Here is a 16,506-nt window from a genome sequence, read left to right on the forward strand (position 1 = left end):
CAGCACAGTCAAACGACGCCGATTACGCGGTGGCGCGTCTTCGCGTAATTAAATGTCCCAGCTGCGGACGATCTCGTCATATTCGGGGCGCGGCCGCTCGTCGAGCGGGCGTCCGGCGGTGCCGATGAAGAAATATCCGACGATCGCATCGCCCTCGCGCGCGCCGAACGCGGCCGCGACCGCGGGGCTATAGGCCGCCCAGCCGGTAAGCCAGCTGCCGACGAAGCCGTGGGCATGCGCGGCGTGGAGCAGGTTCATGCCGACCGCGCCCGCCGACATCTGCTGTTCCCAGAGCGGGATTTTCGCGCTGCGGTCGGGGGTGGAGAGGAGCACGAGCAGCGTCGGGGCCTGGTGCGCGAACTGTTCGAGCGCCGACAGGTCCATGCCCGCCGCGCCGGGGTTGTCGGCGACCCATGCCTCCTTGAGAAGCGCGGCGAATTTGGCGCGCTGGTCGTCCGCCACCGTGACGATCCGCCACGGTGCGAGCTTGCCGTGATCGGGCGTGCGCAGCGCGAGCGCGACGATGTCGCGAAGCTGCGCGGCGTCGGGACCGGGGGCGATCATGTCGCGCGCCTTGCCCGAGCGGCGCGTCGCGAGGTGGCTTTTGAGCGTGGAGCTGTCGTTGAACATAGCGGGGCATCTGGCGACTTCGCGCCGTCCACGCAACCCCGCGCGCCGACGCGGGTTGGTTTCGAACGCAATTAGATTCTTCCCATACGCAATTTTCGCGCTAGGTTGCCGCTTTCGCGCGGCCATGTGCCGCGCAATGAATTAAGGGACAAGGGGACGCAACGGCATGAAAGATATGGCTCTTTGGAACGAAGGGGATTGGATCGCGGTCATCGCGCTCGTGGTTCTCGGCGTGTTCCTGAGTATCGGCGCACTGATCGCGGGCAGCAAGAAACCCGAGTTCGCCGGCCACCCCAAAGGCCTCTACATGCTCTTCTTTGCCGAGATGTGGGAGCGTTTCTCCTACTACGGCATGCGCGCGTTGCTGATTTTCTATCTGACGCAGCACTGGCTGTTCTCGGACGGCAAGTCGAACCTGATCTATGGCGCCTATACCAGCCTGGTGTACATCACGCCGGTGCTCGGCGGCTATCTGGCCGACCGGTATCTTGGACAGCGCAAGGCGGTGCTGTTCGGCGGCATATTGCTGGCGTTCGGCCACCTGTTCATGGCGTTCGAGGGCGTCGGGGGGCAGGAAGACGCGACGATCAACATCTTCTGGCTCGCGCTGGCGCTCATCATCGTCGGCTCGGGCTTCTTGAAGGCCAATATTTCGGTGATGGTCGGCCAGCTCTATCGCCTGACCGACATGCGCCGCGACGCCGCCTACACGATCTTCTACATGGGGATTAACGTCGGCGCGGCGCTCGGCACCATCCTCGTCGGCTATCTCGGCCAGCGCATCGGCTGGGCCTATGGCTTCGGCCTCGCCGGCATCGGCATGATCGCCGGGCTGATCGTGTTCGTTCTGGGCAAGAAGGTGCTGCTCGGCGCCGGCGAAGCGCCCGCGCCGCTTTCGCGGAACACCGAGATGGCGGTCTATGGCTCGGGTCTTGCCGCCGTTGCGGTGATGTGGGGCCTCGTCCAGTATCAGGATGTCATCCAGACGCTGCTCATCATCTCGGGCTTTTCGCTGCTCGGCTGGGTGCTCTATCAGGCGCTCAAGCTCGACAAGGAGCCGCGCGAGCGCATCTTTGCCATCCTTTTCCTGATCGCGCTCAACCCGCTCTTCTGGGGCCTGTTCGAGCAGGCCGGGGGCAGCTTCAACCTTTATACCGACCGCTATGTCGATATTGGCGGCGTTCCGGCGTCGGTGTTCCAGTCGATCAACCCGATCTATATCATCCTGTTCGCGCCCTTTTTCGCGATGCTGTGGCAATGGCTCGGCAAGCGCGGGCTCGAACCCTCGGCGCCCGCGAAGTTCGCGCTGGCGCTCGCGCAGGTCGGCCTCGGCTTCCTCGTCTTTGTCTGGGGCGCCAAAAGCGTCGGGATGGAAGCGATGACGCCGGTGATCTTCGTCTTCCTGCTCTATCTGCTCCACACGACCGGCGAGCTCTGCCTGTCGCCGGTGGGCCTGTCGGCGATGAACCGGCTCGCGCCGTCGTTCATGGCGTCGCTGATCATGGGCGCCTGGTTCTACATGACCGCGGTGGGCAACTTCGTCGCGGGCAAGATCGGTGAGGCGACCGGCGGGCATGACGGGGTGATGACCAAGGACGCGACGCTCGCCATCTATGACCAGATCGGCTGGATCACGCTGGGCGTCAGCGTCGTCGTGCTCGCGCTGTCGCCGATCGTGAAGCGGTGGATGCACCTCGACACGCTGCGCGACGCCGATCACATCGCGGGCGAAAGCGAACTTGGCGAGCCGCAGGCCGCAGGGACCCATCCCGAATCCAAGGGAGCCTGAGCGATGCGCACCAGGTTGAAGGCCAGCTTGCTGGCGGCGGTTTCGCTCGGCTTTGCGGGATGCGCGGCGACGGGCGGCGAGGCGAAGTCGGCGGGGGACAAGCCCGCGGCTTCGGCCGAGAAATCGGCGAAGTTCGACAAGAACCCCTATCCGTCGACCTATCGGCCCTATCCGTCGCAGACGACCGTCGTGCGCGGCGTCACCATCTTTGACGGCGAGGGCGGGCGGATCGACGACGGCGTCATCGTGATGGCAGACGGCAAGGTCGAAGCGGTCGGCGGCGCGGACCTTGCGGTGCCCGCCGGAGCGGCAGCGATCGACGGGCGCGGCAAATATCTGACCCCCGGCGTCATCGACATCCACAGCCACCTCGGCGATTATCCTTCGCCAAGCGTCGATGCCCATTCGGACGGCAATGAGGCGACCTCGCCGACGACGCCCGAAGTCTGGTCCGAACATAGCGTCTGGCCGCAGGATCCCGGTTTCAGCCGCGCGCTCGCCAATGGCGGCGTGACGAGCCTGCAGATCCTGCCGGGAAGCGCGAACCTGATGGGCGGGCGTTCGATCACGCTGAAGAATGTGCCCGCGCGCACGGTGCAGGGAATGAAATTCCCCGGCGCACCCTATGGTCTCAAAATGGCGTGCGGCGAAAATCCGAAGCGCGTCTATGGCGGCAAGGGGCGCATGCCCTCGACGCGCATGGGCAATTTCGCGGTCAATCGCCAGACCTGGGCGAAGGCCGCCGCGCACAAGAAAAAAATGGACGAGGGCAAGGCCGACCGCGACCTCGCGATGGAAACGCTCGTCGGCGTGCTCTCGGGCGAAATCCTGGTCCACAACCATTGCTATCGCGCCGACGAAATGGCGCTGGTGATCGATATGGCGAAGGAGTTCGGCTATAAGGTGTCGACATTCCACCACGCCGTCGAAAGCTACAAGATCGCCGACCTGCTCGCGAAAGAGGGCATTTGTTCGGCGATGTGGGCCGACTGGTGGGGTTTCAAGATGGAATCCTATGACGGCGTGAACGAGAATGTGCCGCTCGTCGAGCGCGCCGGCGCGTGCGCGATCGTCCATTCGGACGACGCCAACCAGATTCAGCGGCTCAACCAGGAAGCGGCAAAGGCGCTGAAGGCCGGACGCCGGATGGGCATCGACATCAGCGACGCGCAGGCGTGGACATGGGTGTCGTACAATCCCGCCAAGGCGCTGGGCATTGCCGACCGGACGGGCAGCCTGAAGCCCGGCAAGATGGCCGACGTCGTGCTGTGGAACGGCAACCCGTTCAGCGCCTATACGCGCCCCGAAAAGGTGTGGATCGACGGCGCGCTGATGTATGATGCGAACGATCCGAAACGGCGACCGGTGAGCGATTTCGAGCTGGGCCAGCCCGGCGAGGGAGACGTGAAATGAACGCTCTTTTCACGAAATCCCTTGTCCGTTCGCATCGCGCGAAGTCGAGATGCCTGTCGTTCGTGCGTGCCTTCGGGGTTTCTCGACTTCGCTCGACACGAGCGGGCTTGGGGGGCGCTCTGGTGGCGTTGATGGCCGCCGCTGCCCCCGCTGCGGCGCAAGACATCGCCATCACCAATGCACGGCTGGTCATCGGCGACGGCAGCGCGCCGGTCGAGGGCGGCACCGTCGTCGTGCGCGGCGGCAAGGTCGTCGCGGCGGGGACGGACGTTGCCGTTCCCGCGGGCGTCGAGCGCGTCGATGCCGAAGGGCGCTGGGTGACGCCGGGGCTGGTCGCGGCGTTCAGCCGCGTCGGGCTGGTCGAGGTCGACGCGGTGAGCGGGACCAACGACCGTTCGGCGACGCGCTCGCGCTTTTCAGCGGGGCTCGACATCGCGCCCGCGCTCAATCCGATGGGCTCGCCCGTTGCGGTGAACCGCGCCGGCGGCGTGACGCGCGCGATCGTCGCGCCGGGCCCGAGCAGCAGTCTTTTTGCCGGGCAGGGTGCGGTCGTCGACCTGGGCGACGACAACGACATGGTGACGCGCGCGCGCGCGTTGCAGTTCGTCGCGTTCGGCGAGGCGGGATCGAGCAAGGCGGGCGGCAGCCGCGCCGCGACCTTCCTGTTGTTCCGCGAACAATTGCTCGCCGCGCGCAGCTATGCCCGCAATCCGGCGGCGCTCGCCGAATGGGGCAATGATGCGCTGCTCCAGCGCGCCGATGCCGAGGCGCTGGTGCGCGTGATCGACGGCACGACGCCGCTGTTCGTGCGCGTCGACCGCGCGTCGGACATTTTGAACGTGCTCAAGCTGAAAGGCGAGTTTCCGGCGATGAAGCTGGTGCTCGTCGGCGCGACCGACGGCTGGCTCGTCGCGCGCGATATTGCCGCAGCGAAAGTGCCGGTGATCCTGTCGCCGCTGAGCGACCTGCCCGACAGTTTCGAGCGGCTCGCGGCGACGCAATCGAACGCCGGACGCCTGAAGGATGCCGGGGTCGATGTATCGGTCGGCGTATTCGACGACGACGACGCGCACAAAATGGGTTATGCTACGCAATATGCTGGCAATCTCGTGGGGTTGGCGCGCGTTCCGGGCGCGAGCGGTCTGAGCTGGGACGAAGCCTTTGCGTCGATCTCCAGCGCGCCCGCACGCGCCGTCGGGATGGAAGCGAGCATCGGGTCGCTGCGTCCCGGCCGCGCGGGCGATGTCGTGATATGGGACGACGACCCGCTCGAGTTGGGCAGCCGCCCGGTGGCGGTGTGGATCGACGGCAAGGCGCAGTCGCTGACGACGCGGCAGGATCGCCTCCGCGACCGTTACGCCAACCCGCAGGAAGGCGCATTGCCCAAGGCCTATGATCGTTAAGCGCCGCGACTGACCAGCGCGGCACCGGGGAAAGGGAGAGGAGGAGACTTCCGTGCAACCGATGTCGCTGCTGATCACGACCTGCGTGCTGTTCGTCGGCTCGCACCTGGTGCTTTCGCACCCGCTGCGCGCGCCGCTCGCCGACCGGCTGGGCGAGCGGGGGTTCCAGATCGTCTATTCGGTCGTCGCGCTTGCGACCTTCATCATGCTGGTGCAGGCGTGGCGCGGGATGCCCGCCGAACCGCCGCTGTGGGCGGTGGGCGATCCGCTGTGGGCGCTCGCGACGCTGATCGTGCTGTTCGCGAGCATCCTTTTCGCGGGGTCGCTCGTCGGCAATCCCGCCCTGCCGAGTCCCGCCGCCGCGCTGACCGCGCAGGGCGCGCCGCGCGGCGTCTATGCGGTGACGCGGCACCCGATGATGTGGAGCTTCGCGCTGTGGGCCCTGGCGCATGTGCTCGTCGTACCGACCGCCGCGCAGATCGTGCTGTCGGCGACGATCGCCTTCCTCGCGCTCGTCGGGTCGGCGGGGCAGGACGTCAAGAAGGCGCGGCTGATGGGCGACGCGTGGCGCCACTGGGCGGCGCGGACGAGCTTCGTTCCCTTCGCGCGGCAGGTGAGCGGGCAGACGCCGTGGGGCGACACGATCCCGCGCGACCGCGCGCTGTTCGGCGGCATCGCGCTGTGGCTGGTCGCGACATGGGGGCATGGCGCGCTGGGCTATATGACTGCGGGGATTTGGCGCTGGGTGGGGTGAAGGCGGGCGGGGCGGTTTAGGGGTGGGGAGCTGGCATTAGCGGTGGCGCGCGAACAGCTCCCTCTGTGACGAGTTTATGGCGCCGTCAGCCCAATCGACTTCCCGCTTTGTCGCGGGAATAATGCGCTCCTCGTTGTCATAGTACAGCGTTCCATGAATACCCAAAGCCTCGCGTTTAAGAATGGGTCGGCTCCACAGTGGAGCAAGTAACCGAGCCGCTTCTTCATCACCGAGCCTTCCGAATAAATCTTCAATGAGTTCCATGTCGCGGTCGTTGGGAAAGATTGCGGCAAATTCGTCGTCGGTCGCTTGAAAAATGCTGAAAGTGGCATTCAACGCGCCGTCAATGATCTGAATATTCTTCATTCGGCACTTTTGGCACCTTAGCGGCATGTCTGCAATCGGCCGTTACAAGACATTCGTCATCCCGGACTTGATCCGGGATCCATAGCAGCGCCGAAGTCATGGATCCCGGATCAAGTCCGGGATGACGAACTGATTATTGGCAGCCGCGCAGCCGCTGACGGAGGGGCCGTTGGCGCGGCGTCGCCGCCCCTCCACCACCGCCTGTGGCGGCAGTCCCGCTGGCGCTACACGCCGTCTGCGACTCCCCCACGGCTTCGCCGCAGGGAGGATCAAAACAGGGCCGCGACCGATCTTTACAACCGCACCATCCGCATGCCCTGTTCGCCGTAGCGCGGGCCGCTCGTTGCGCCCCTGGGAGCGGCGGCGTCGATGGCGGCGAGATCATCGGCGGAAAGGGTGAGGTCGGCGGCGCCGATGCTGTCTTCCATCGTCGCGCGGCGTTTGGTGCCGGGGATGGGGACGACGTCGTCGCCCTGCGCGAGCAGCCAGGCGAGCGCGACCTGTGCCTTCGATACGCCGTGGCGGTCGGCGACCGCGCCGATCGCGTCGACGATGCGCAGGTTGGCGGGCAGGTTTTCGTCCGAATAGCGCGGGTCGTTGCGGCGCCAGTCGTGCTCGGGAAGCTCGTCGCGGCTGCGCACCGCGCCCGCGAGGAAGCCGCGGCCGAGCGGCGAATAGGGGACGAAGCCGATGCCGAATTCGCGGCAGACGGGGAGGATCTCGTCCTCCACGTCGCGCTCCCAGATCGAATATTCGCTTTGCAGCGCGGCAATCGGCGCGGCCTTGGCAGCGCGGCGGAGCGTTTCGGGACCGGCTTCGGACAGCGCGATGTGGCGGACCTTGCCTTCCTCGACGAGCCGCATCATGCCGCCGACGACGTCTTCGATCGGGATCGAGGGATCGACGCGGTGCTGGTAGAAGAGGTCGATCGTGTCGATACCGAGCCGCTGGAGCGAGCCTTCGCAGCTCTGGCGCGCATTTTCGGGCGAACCGTCGACGCCGGTGATCTGCTTGCCGTCGAAGCGGAAGCCGAATTTGGTTGCGATGACCAGCCCGTCGCGCTTGCCGCGGATCGCTTGCCCAAGCAGTTCCTCGTTGCTGAACGGGCCATAGATTTGCGCGGTGTCGAAGAATGTCACCCCCATCTCGATCGCGCGGTGGATGGTGCGCGTCGATTCGTCCAGATCGGCGGCCTCGCCATAGAGGATGTTGCCGCCCTTGATCATCGGCATGCAGCCGATGCCGATCGCGGAGACGGTGAGACCGTGGCCGAGCTTGCGATATTTCATGGCGTGTCTCCTGTGGGTTCGGCTGTTTCGACGCCATCGGCGGCAAATTTGGTTGCCGCGACGTCGCCGACAACATTGCCCAGGGTGCGGAAAATATCGGGGAAGGTTTCGACCGCGACGAGCAGCCCGAGCGGCGCGACGGGCACGCCCATCGATACCGCGATCGGCGCGATCGAGGTGACGAAGCTGATCGAGCCGGGCAGGCTGACCGAGCTCAAGGCCGCGGCCATCGCGACCGCGAGGCCGACCGCCATTTCCCATGGGGTGAGTTCGATGCCGAACAGCCACGCAACATAAATGACGACCGCAAGGTTCATCGCCGGGCTGGTGAAGCGAAACAGCGCGACCGCGAGGGGCAGCACGACATCGGCCTTTTTGGGATCGACGCCGAGGTCTTCGGACGATTTGAGCATCGCTGGCAGGCTGGCGAGCGAGCTTTGCGTGCTGATCGCGACCGCCAGCGTCGGCACCATCGCGCGCACGAAACGCGGCAGCGGGACGCCGACGACGAGCCAGGCGAGGGCCAGGCCGAGGATGAGGCAGCAAATGCCGATCCCCGCGAGGATCAGCACATAATGGACAAGTCCGCCGAACGCCGCGACTCCCGCCTTCACCGCGAGCGCATAACCGAGGGCAAAAACGCCGATCGGCGCGAGCGCGAGCACCCAGCCGATGACGATCAGCATCGCGTCGCCCAATGCCTTGAACAGCCCCGATAGCGTTGCCCGTTGCACCGGTTCGAGCTTGGTGATCGCAAAGGCAAAGATGGTGGTGAAGACGATCAGCGGCAGGATCGCCGTTTCGGCCGCCGCCGCGATCGGATTGGTCGGGATCAGCGAGAGCAGGAAGTCGCCAAAGGTCGGCGATGGACCGGTCTCGGTCGTGCCGCCGAGGCCGCTGCGCAGCGCGTCGGCAGCGCCCGTCGATAGCGGAAAGAGCCGGATGAGCAGCGGGGTCATCAGCAGCGACATCGATCCGGTCAGAAAGATCGCACCCATGAAGGTCATCACCGCGCGGAAGGCGAGTTTGCCGGCGCGCGCCGCGTCGGCGGTCGCGGTGATGCCGGTGATCAGCAGCGCGACGACGAGCGGGACGATCGTCATCTTGAGCGCGTTGAGCCAGAGCAGGCCGATCGGTTCGATAAAGGGCAGGGAAGCGGTCCCCGCGTCGGGCGCCACCAGTTCGATCGCGATTCCCAGCAGCATCCCGGCGACAAGCGCCGAGAGGATAATCCATGCCGATTTCAAACCATATTCTCCCGGCGAAATTTCTGGCCAGCTTGCCAAGCAAAAGAGGGTGACTTAGGGCCGTCCGCAGGAAGCCGGGCAGGCATTGGTCTGCGTTCTGGCTTAAGTAGCAGAGGTGGCATGCGCAAGTTTTTCGGAACCGACGGGATTCGCGGGCTGACGAATCAGGTCCCGATGACCGCCGAGGTCGCGATGCGGGTCGGGATGGCGGCGGGGGCGCACTTCCTGCGCGGCGATCACAAGCACCGCGTCGTGATCGGCAAGGACACGCGGCTTTCGGGCTATATGCTCGAAAACGCGCTCGTCGCGGGTTTCACCAGCGTCGGCATGGACGTGGTGCAGGTCGGCCCGATGCCGACCCCGGCGGTCGCGATGCTCACCCATTCGATGCGCGCCGATCTGGGCGTGATGATTTCGGCAAGTCACAATCCCTATCAGGACAATGGCATCAAGCTGTTCGGCCCCGACGGATACAAGCTGTCGGACGAGGACGAGATGCAGATCGAGCGGCTGCTCGACGGTGAACCGCCGCGCGCCGACCCGGCGCATATCGGGCGCGCCAAGCGGATCGAGGATGCGCGCGGACGCTATATCCATGCGGTCAAGCAGAGCCTGCCGCAATCGGTGCGGCTCGACGGGCTGAAGATCGTGCTCGATTGCGCCAATGGCGCGGCATACAACAGCGCGCCGACGGTGTTCTGGGAGCTTGGCGCCGATGTGGTCGCGATCGGGATCGAGCCCAATGGCACCAATATCAACGACCGTTGCGGATCGACCGCACCCGCCTTGTTGCAGGAAACGGTCGTCGCGAGCGGCGCCGACATCGGCATCGCGCTCGACGGCGATGCCGACCGGCTGATCGTCGTCGATGAAAAGGGAAAAATCGTCGACGGCGACCAGATCATGGCGCTGATCGGCGCGAGCTGGGCGCGGCAGGAGCGGCTGAAGGGCGGCGGGGTCGTCGCGACGGTGATGTCGAACCTGGGGCTCGAACGCTTCCTCGAAAGCGAGGGGCTGCGGCTCGAGCGCACGAAGGTGGGCGACCGCTATGTGCTCGAACGGATGAAGAGCGGCGGTTTCAACGTCGGCGGCGAGCAGTCGGGGCATATGATCCTGTCGGATCATGCGACGACGGGCGACGGCACGCTCGCGGCGTTGCAGGTGCTCGCCGAACTGGTGCGCGCCGACAAGCCCGCGAGCGATCTGTTGCACCTCTTTGACCCCGTGCCGCAATTGCTCAAGAATGTGCGCTTCGGCGGCGGCAAGCCGCTCGACCACGCCAATGTGAAGGCGGCGATCGCCGACGGCGAAGCATCGCTTGACGGCCGCGGCCGCCTCGTTATCCGCGCCTCGGGCACCGAGCCGGTGATCCGCGTGATGGCCGAGGGCGACGACGCGGGGCAGGTCGAACAGATTGTCGATATGATTTGCGACGCGGTGCGCGTCGCGGCAGGAGATTGAATATGCTGGAAATGCGACCCGATTGCGAACGCTGCGGACGCGACTTGCCCGCCAACATCCACGGCGCGTTTATCTGTTCGTTCGAGTGCACCTTTTGCGCCGATTGCGCCGACAAGCTCGACGAACGCTGCCCCAATTGCGGCGGCGACCTGCTCGACCGGCCGCTGCGCGAGGGGCCGGCGCTCGCCAAGTTTCCCGCATCGACCGAACGGCGGCATCCGGGCGCGCGGGGTTAGGCCGTGCAATCGAACATGACCGTCGCCTCCGCGCAGGCGGGGGCCGCGGTCGGTCAAAGATCGCGTTCGACCGACAGCGCCCTCCGCCCGCGCGGGGGCGACGGAGGGTTTCGGTGACCGCGCGCGTCCTGATCATCGCGGGGTCGGACAGCGGCGGCGGCGCGGGCATCCAGGCCGACATCAAGACCGTCACGATGCTTGGCGGCCATGCGATGACCGCCGTTACCGCAATCACCGCACAGAACACGCAGGGCGTCCAGGCGGTCCATGCGGTGCCGACCGACATGGTGCTCGCGCAGATCGACAGCGTCGCGGACGACATCGGCGTCGATGCGGTGAAGATCGGGATGATCGGCAGCGCTGCAACGGCCTCTGCCGTCGCCGAGCGGCTCGCGCGCGCCGATCTCGCCGATGTCGCGGTCGTCTTCGATCCGGTCATGGTCGCGACGAGCGGGTCGGTGCTCGCCGATGCCGACACCATCGCGGCGTTCGAGGCGCTGATGCGGCGCGCGCGCGTCGTCACGCCCAACCTGCCCGAACTCGCCGCGCTCGGTGGCGAGGCGGCGGTGCTCGCGCAGGGCTGCGCGCTGCTCGTCAAGGGCGGGCATGGCGAGGGCGAGACCGTCACCGACCGGCTGCTCGACGCAGAAGAGGGCGAGGTCGCGCGGTGGGAGGCGCCGCGGATCGACACGCCGCATACGCACGGCACCGGCTGCACGCTCGCGAGCGCGGTCGCGACCGGGCTGGCGCAGGGCATGCCGCTCGAACCGGCCGTGGCGCGCGCGCGCGATTTCGTGCGGCTGGCGTTGCTCGAAGCGCCGGGGCTGGGTGCGGGGCATGGGCCGATGGGGCAGCAGACGGTGCGCAACGACGGGCTGTTCACCGGCCCCGCGCTCAACCAGATTACCCTGCCCGCGCGCGATTATGCGGCGTCGGTCGCCTTCTACAAGCAGATGGGGCTGACGCAGATCGTCGACAGCCCGGACAATGGCTACGCCCGGTTCGAGGCGGCGAACGGGGTGACGCTGTCGGTGCATGTCGGCGATGGCGAAGCGGGTGATGCTGCGACCTATCTGGAAAGCGGGGCGCTCGATGCGTGGGTCGCCTATCTCGCGCGGCGCGGGGTGCGTTTCGACCAGATGCCGCGCGACGAGGATTGGGGCTGGCGCGAGGCGCGGCTGACCGATCCCGCAGGCAACCGCCTGTGCCTGTATCAGGCGGGCGAATATCGGAGGTTTCCGCCGTGGCGGGTGTGAGCTCCCGTCCCGCTTGCCGGAGGGGGCGGGCGCGGTTGCCGCAGTTTCTGACGCCCTCAATTGTCCACTCCACTGCGATTGGCGCGCAAGCTCGCAAGGCTAGCTGCCACTCCCTCGAAGCGGAGGGGAGAATATGATCGTCGGCGTCGACGAGGCGGGGCGGGGTCCGCTTGCGGGTCCGGTCGTCGCTGCGGCGGTGATATTGTGCGACGAGGGGATTGCGGGGCTCGACGACAGCAAGAAATTGACGCCGCGCCGCCGCGCCGAGCTGGAGGCGCTGATCAAGGCGCATTGCCGCTGGGCGGTCGGAGTGGCGAGCGTCGAGGAGATCGACGCGGTCAATATCTTGCAGGCGACCTTCCTCGCGATGACACGCGCGGTCGAGGCGCTCGCGTGCGACCCGCACGAGATACTCGTCGATGGCAACCGGCTGCCGCGCTGGCGCTACCGCGCGCGCGCGGTCGTCGGCGGCGACGCGCTCCACCCGTGCATTTCGGCGGCGAGTATCGTTGCCAAGGAACATCGCGACCGAATGATGGTCGCCGCGGCGCGCGACTATCCCGCTTTTGGCTGGGAGCGCAACATGGGCTATGGCACGGCGGAGCATCTCGCGGCGCTGCGCCAATATGGGCCGACGCCGCTTCATCGGACCAGCTTTGCCCCGGTCGCACAAATGCAACTGGTCTGACTGTCGGGAGAGGGCGATGCGCGACGGATTCACGGCCGACGATGTCGGCACGCAGACCGGACGGCGCTTTGTCGTTACCGGCGCAAACGCGGGATTGGGTTTCGAAACGGCAAAGATATTGGCGGCGCGCGGCGGCGACGTGGTGCTTGCCTGCCGCGACGAAAGCCGCGCGCGCGACGCGATGGCGCGGATTGCCGTCGACGTCCCCAAGGCGTCGCTTTCCTTCCTGCGGCTCGACCTTGCCGACCTTGATCAGGTGCGGGAAGCGGCGGCCGAAGTGCGCGCGGGTCCGCGCGTCGACGTGCTGGTCAACAATGCCGGCGTGATGGTTCCGCCGCGCACGCTGACGCGGCAGGGCTATGAGCTGCAGTTCGGGGTCAATCACCTCGGCACCTTTGCCTTCACCGGGTTGGTGCACCCCCATGTCGACGACCGCATCGTCATTACCGCGAGCCTCGCGCATCGCAGCGGCGAGCTTGATTTCAGCGACCTTGCCGCGACGCGCAGCTACCACATCTGGTCGCGTTACCAGATGAGCAAGCTCGCGAACCTCGTCCATATGTTCGAGCTCGACCGACGGCTGAGCGCGGCGGGACGCGCGACGCAGGCGATCGGGTGCCATCCCGGCGTCGCGCTGACCGAACTGACCCGGCACATGCCGTTGCCGCTGCGTTTCCTGAGCCCGCTCGCGGCGCCTTTTTTCAACAGTCCGGCGCAGGGCGCGTGGCCGACCTTGCAGGCGGCGACGGGCGCTCATGTGCAGGGCGGCGATTATCTGGGGCCGCAGGGGATCGGCGAGGTTACGGGCCGTTCGGGTCCGGCGCGCGCGACGCGCGCGGCGCGCGATCCGGCGCTGGGGCGCGAGCTGTGGGAGCGGTCGGTCGAGCTGACGGGCGTCGATCCGGGGATTTAGCTGTCATTCCTTTCCCGCAGGGGAAAGAGGGAATTTTTTTGACGGGTGAGTCTTCGCGGCCACACCACCAGTGGTTGAGTCCGCGCGTCGCTCGCGACTCCATATGTCGTGGCAGACTCCTTTCGTTCTCGTCCCGTTAACCATTTCGAGAGGCTTGAATCCTAGAATCCCGAGCTTGACGGCGGACTCTGCCGGACTCATCAAGGCCTTCTTTCGAACGAGAACGGGGTGCAGATATGGGTGTGATGGAACGGGTGAAGACGCCCGCGGCGAAGCAGCGCGCGGCAAAAACGGCGCCCGTAGAGCTCCCGCTCGACAGCATCCTCAAGGGCGATTGCATCGAGATGATGCGCTCGCTCCCGGCGGCGAGCGTCGACATGATTTTCGCCGATCCGCCCTATAATCTCCAGCTCGGCGGCGACCTTCACCGGCCCGACGGCAGCCAGGTCGATGCGGTCGACGACGATTGGGACAAGTTCGACAGCCTCGCGACCTACGACCGTTTCACGCGTGCATGGCTTGCCGAGGCAAAGCGCATCCTGAAACCCAATGGCAGCATCTGGGTGATCGGCAGCTATCACAATATCTTCCGCGTCGGCACCGCGCTGCAGGACCAGGGCTATTGGATCCTCAACGACATTGTGTGGCGCAAGGCGAACCCGATGCCCAATTTCAAGGGCACGCGCTTTACCAACGCGCATGAGACTTTGATCTGGGCGTCGATGGGCGAAAAGTCGCGCTATACCTTCAATTATCGCGCGATGAAGACGCTGAACGACGAGCTTCAGATGCGCTCCGACTGGCTGATCCCGATCTGCGGCGGGCAGGAGCGATTGAAGAAGGGCGGCAGCAAGGTTCACCCGACGCAAAAGCCCGAAGCGTTGCTTTATCGCGTGCTGCTTGCCTGTTCGAACCCCGGCGACGTCATCCTCGACCCCTTTTTCGGGACGGGAACGACGGGCGCGGTGGCGAAGCGGCTTGGACGCCACTTTATCGGTATCGAGCGCGAGGACGGCTATATCGCAGCCGCCGAAGAGCGGATCGCGATGGCGCTGCCGCTCGACGAAAGCACGGTCAAGACGATGATGGCGCCGAAGGCGGCGACGCGCGTCGCGTTCGGCACGCTCGTCGAATGCGGGATGATCGCACCGGGTTCGGTGCTCAGCGATGCAAAGCGGCGCTGGAAGGCGGTTGTGCGCGTCGACGGCAGCCTCGATTGCGACGGCCAGCCGGCGGGCTCGATCCACAAGGTCGGCGCAGGTGTGCAGGGCGCGCCGAGCTGCAACGGCTGGACATTCTGGCACGTCGACGACGGCAAGGAGCTGCGGGTAATCGACGCGGTGCGGCAGGACTGGCTGCTCGCGAACGAAGCGTGACACCGCGCGGGATTTGATCGTCGCCCCCGCGAATGTGGGAGGCGGCATCGGCCTAGAGCAAGGTTGCCAGCGGCGACGAAGTGAGGACGAGCCATGTTCCAGCCTTTGACCAAGCCCGGCCTCGGCTCTGCGTCGGATGACGCCCGGCTCTATCTGCGCCCGACCTGCTTCGTCGACCGGCCGCACGAACTGGACGACGCCTGTCTTCGGATCGCCGACACGATGGTCTGGTTCGCCGCATGGCATGTCAGCCTGCGCGACGGCGAAGGTGTGAAATCGGCGGTTGTCGCGGTTCCCGAGCTGGACGACTGGATCGCGGCGATGCCCGCGTCACTCGCCGATGCGGCGCAGGCGCAACGCGCCGCCGTCGGTCGTCCGCGCGGCGCGCTTCAGCTCGGCGAACGGACGGTCCGGCTGAACGAACCGCAGATCATGGGTATCCTCAATGCGACGCCCGACAGCTTTTCGGACGGCGGCAAGCATGTCGACGCTGCGGCCGCCACCGACGCCGGCTTTGCGATGGCCACCGCGGGCGCCGCGATCGTCGACGTCGGCGGTGAATCGACGCGCCCGGGCGCGCCGCTGGTGTGGGAGGGCGACGAGATCGCGCGCGTCGAGGGCGTCGTTGCGGCGCTCGCCAAGGGCGGAGTCGCGGTATCGATCGACACGCGCAAGGCGGCGGTGATGGAAGCGGCGCTCGCGGCGGGCGCACACATCGTCAACGATATTTCGGCGCTGCGCTATGACGAGCGCGCGATCGAGGTGGTTGCAAAATCGGGCTGCGCGGTCGTGCTGATGCACGCGCCGAGCGCGAAGAGCGACCCGCACGAGGGCGGCGGAGCTTATGGTCACCCGCTGTTCGACGTGTACGACATGCTCGCCGACCGCGTCGCGGCCTGTGTCGCCGCGGGGATCGACCGCGCGAAAATCATCGTCGATCCGGGCATCGGCTTCGGCAAGGGCGTCGCCGACAATCTGGCGCTGACGAACGGACTCGCGCTTTTCCACACGCTCGGTTGCCCGGTCCTTTTTGGCGCAAGCCGCAAACGGCTGATCGGCGCGCTCGACAACGAGGCGCCTGCCGACGCCCGGCTCGGCGGCTCGGTTGCGCTCCACTATCAGGCGGTGGCGCACGGCGCGCAGATCGTCCGCGTCCACGATGTACCGGAAACGCGGCAAGCGCTGCGATTGTGGCGCGGGATGCGTGATGCCGCGTTGACGGCCTGAAACCCCGACGGCGGTTCGTGCGTCTTTGAAGGGGAGGGCACCATTGCGATGCCCGGCTTTCGAGGAGAATTTCATGCACCTGCCCCACGGCACCCACGTCGCCGTCGCCGACGGCAATCGTTTCGTCATGTTCCGCAACGACGGCGATGCCCTGCTGATCAACCTGGTCGATCCGGCGACGCCCGACATATCGACGAGCAACCGCGGCGGCGCCAATCCCGAGGTTCGCGACCTCGACGAACGGGGCCATGCCGCCGGGGTGGCCGAACTGCTCAACAGCCGTGTTCTGGCCAACGAGATCGACAAGCTGCTGGTGATCGCCGACCCGCTGACGCTCGGCGTGATGCGCGAGCATTATCATGGCGAGCTGGAAAAGCGCCTAGTGGGCGAGATCGCCAAGACGATGACCAACGTCGATACCCGGAAGATCGAACAGGCGATCGCCGCCGCCTGACCCG

The 16,506-nt window shown here is 66.4% G+C and carries 16 protein-coding genes; 12 read left to right on the forward strand and 4 right to left on the reverse strand.

Annotated elements, in window-relative coordinates; all coding sequences use genetic code 11:
- Window positions 1–48: 48 nt before the first annotated feature.
- On the reverse strand, window positions 49–630 hold the full coding sequence (locus H7692_RS00960; RefSeq protein ID WP_222136233.1) for a nitroreductase: 582 nt from the start codon (window positions 628–630) through the stop codon (window positions 49–51).
- A 166-nt stretch (window positions 631–796) separates the two neighbouring features.
- On the opposite strand from H7692_RS00960, the gene H7692_RS00965 reads away from it, so the two are divergent.
- From H7692_RS00965 to H7692_RS00980, 4 genes are all read left to right on the forward strand, one after another.
- Window positions 797–2,419: a peptide MFS transporter gene (locus tag H7692_RS00965; protein WP_227339633.1), complete on the forward strand. Its 1,623-nt coding sequence runs from the start codon at window positions 797–799 to the stop codon at window positions 2,417–2,419.
- 3 nt (window positions 2,420–2,422) lie between these two features.
- A complete protein-coding gene (locus tag H7692_RS00970; protein WP_227339634.1) occupies window positions 2,423–3,832 on the forward strand; it encodes an amidohydrolase in 1,410 nt (469 codons plus the stop codon).
- 131 nt (window positions 3,833–3,963) lie between these two features.
- A complete protein-coding gene (locus tag H7692_RS00975) occupies window positions 3,964–5,235 on the forward strand; it encodes an amidohydrolase family protein (protein ID WP_227339635.1) in 1,272 nt (423 codons plus the stop codon).
- 52 nt (window positions 5,236–5,287) lie between these two features.
- On the forward strand, window positions 5,288–5,989 hold the full coding sequence (locus H7692_RS00980) for an NnrU family protein (protein ID WP_227339636.1): 702 nt from the start codon (window positions 5,288–5,290) through the stop codon (window positions 5,987–5,989).
- Between the two features lie 36 nt (window positions 5,990–6,025).
- Here the strand turns inward: H7692_RS00980 and H7692_RS00985 are convergent, their stop codons facing one another.
- The 3 genes from H7692_RS00985 to H7692_RS00995 all read right to left on the reverse strand — a co-directional run bounded on the left by H7692_RS00985 (window position 6,026) and on the right by H7692_RS00995 (window position 8,891).
- The gene (locus H7692_RS00985) at window positions 6,026–6,355 is read right to left on the reverse strand and encodes a hypothetical protein (protein WP_227339637.1); all 330 of its coding nucleotides are present in this window, start codon (window positions 6,353–6,355) and stop codon (window positions 6,026–6,028) included.
- A 293-nt stretch (window positions 6,356–6,648) separates the two neighbouring features.
- A complete protein-coding gene (locus tag H7692_RS00990; protein WP_227339638.1) occupies window positions 6,649–7,644 on the reverse strand; it encodes an aldo/keto reductase in 996 nt (331 codons plus the stop codon).
- Window positions 7,641–8,891 carry a dicarboxylate/amino acid:cation symporter gene (locus tag H7692_RS00995; RefSeq protein WP_222136227.1) on the reverse strand — a complete coding sequence of 417 codons (1,251 nt, stop codon included), beginning with the start codon at window positions 8,889–8,891 and terminating at the stop codon, window positions 7,641–7,643. The genes H7692_RS00990 and H7692_RS00995 overlap by 4 nt, the downstream gene beginning before the upstream one ends.
- Window positions 8,892–9,011: 120 nt before the next feature.
- On the opposite strand from H7692_RS00995, the gene glmM reads away from it, so the two are divergent.
- The 8 genes from glmM to H7692_RS01035 all read left to right on the forward strand — a co-directional run bounded on the left by glmM (window position 9,012) and on the right by H7692_RS01035 (window position 16,502).
- On the forward strand, window positions 9,012–10,352 hold the full coding sequence (gene glmM / locus H7692_RS01000) for a phosphoglucosamine mutase (protein WP_227339639.1): 1,341 nt from the start codon (window positions 9,012–9,014) through the stop codon (window positions 10,350–10,352).
- A gap of 2 nt (window positions 10,353–10,354) precedes the next feature.
- Entirely contained in the window at window positions 10,355–10,588 is a 234-nt protein-coding gene (locus H7692_RS01005) for a DUF1272 domain-containing protein (protein ID WP_201925069.1), read from the forward strand.
- A gap of 113 nt (window positions 10,589–10,701) precedes the next feature.
- The gene (thiD, locus tag H7692_RS01010) at window positions 10,702–11,844 is read left to right on the forward strand and encodes a bifunctional hydroxymethylpyrimidine kinase/phosphomethylpyrimidine kinase (RefSeq protein WP_222136225.1); all 1,143 of its coding nucleotides are present in this window, start codon (window positions 10,702–10,704) and stop codon (window positions 11,842–11,844) included.
- A gap of 133 nt (window positions 11,845–11,977) precedes the next feature.
- Complete coding sequence (locus tag H7692_RS01015; protein WP_222136224.1) at window positions 11,978–12,532, forward strand: ribonuclease HII; 555 nt, start codon at window positions 11,978–11,980, stop codon at window positions 12,530–12,532.
- A gap of 16 nt (window positions 12,533–12,548) precedes the next feature.
- On the forward strand, window positions 12,549–13,445 hold the full coding sequence (locus tag H7692_RS01020; RefSeq protein ID WP_222136223.1) for an oxidoreductase: 897 nt from the start codon (window positions 12,549–12,551) through the stop codon (window positions 13,443–13,445).
- A gap of 236 nt (window positions 13,446–13,681) precedes the next feature.
- Window positions 13,682–14,821, forward strand: a complete 1,140-nt coding sequence (locus H7692_RS01025; protein WP_222136222.1) for a site-specific DNA-methyltransferase — start codon at window positions 13,682–13,684, stop codon at window positions 14,819–14,821.
- Between the two features lie 93 nt (window positions 14,822–14,914).
- A complete protein-coding gene (gene folP / locus H7692_RS01030) occupies window positions 14,915–16,048 on the forward strand; it encodes a dihydropteroate synthase (RefSeq protein WP_222136221.1) in 1,134 nt (377 codons plus the stop codon).
- 73 nt (window positions 16,049–16,121) lie between these two features.
- Window positions 16,122–16,502 carry a host attachment protein gene (locus H7692_RS01035; RefSeq protein WP_201925081.1) on the forward strand — a complete coding sequence of 127 codons (381 nt, stop codon included), beginning with the start codon at window positions 16,122–16,124 and terminating at the stop codon, window positions 16,500–16,502.
- The last annotated feature ends 4 nt before the right edge of the window (window positions 16,503–16,506 follow it).

This window comes from Sphingopyxis sp. P8, from assembly GCF_020622175.1.
Lineage (GTDB): Bacteria > Pseudomonadota > Alphaproteobacteria > Sphingomonadales > Sphingomonadaceae > Sphingopyxis > Sphingopyxis jiangsuensis.

Excerpts from the sequence above, each read along its gene's own strand:
- H7692_RS00960 (WP_222136233.1), bottom strand. The coding sequence starts at position 630 with ATGTTCAACGACAGCTCCACGCTCAAAAGCCACCTCGCGACGCGCCGC.
- H7692_RS00965 (WP_227339633.1), top strand. The coding sequence starts at position 797 with ATGAAAGATATGGCTCTTTGGAACGAAGGGGATTGGATCGCGGTCATC.
- H7692_RS00970 (WP_227339634.1), top strand. The coding sequence starts at position 2,423 with ATGCGCACCAGGTTGAAGGCCAGCTTGCTGGCGGCGGTTTCGCTCGGC.
- H7692_RS00975 (WP_227339635.1), top strand. The coding sequence starts at position 3,964 with ATGGCCGCCGCTGCCCCCGCTGCGGCGCAAGACATCGCCATCACCAAT.
- H7692_RS00985 (WP_227339637.1), bottom strand. The coding sequence starts at position 6,355 with ATGAAGAATATTCAGATCATTGACGGCGCGTTGAATGCCACTTTCAGC.
- H7692_RS00990 (WP_227339638.1), bottom strand. The coding sequence starts at position 7,644 with ATGAAATATCGCAAGCTCGGCCACGGTCTCACCGTCTCCGCGATCGGC.
- glmM (WP_227339639.1), top strand. The coding sequence starts at position 9,012 with ATGCGCAAGTTTTTCGGAACCGACGGGATTCGCGGGCTGACGAATCAG.
- H7692_RS01005 (WP_201925069.1), top strand. The coding sequence starts at position 10,355 with ATGCTGGAAATGCGACCCGATTGCGAACGCTGCGGACGCGACTTGCCC.
- H7692_RS01015 (WP_222136224.1), top strand. The coding sequence starts at position 11,978 with ATGATCGTCGGCGTCGACGAGGCGGGGCGGGGTCCGCTTGCGGGTCCG.
- H7692_RS01020 (WP_222136223.1), top strand. The coding sequence starts at position 12,549 with ATGCGCGACGGATTCACGGCCGACGATGTCGGCACGCAGACCGGACGG.
- H7692_RS01025 (WP_222136222.1), top strand. The coding sequence starts at position 13,682 with ATGGGTGTGATGGAACGGGTGAAGACGCCCGCGGCGAAGCAGCGCGCG.
- folP (WP_222136221.1), top strand. The coding sequence starts at position 14,915 with ATGTTCCAGCCTTTGACCAAGCCCGGCCTCGGCTCTGCGTCGGATGAC.
- H7692_RS01035 (WP_201925081.1), top strand. The coding sequence starts at position 16,122 with ATGCACCTGCCCCACGGCACCCACGTCGCCGTCGCCGACGGCAATCGT.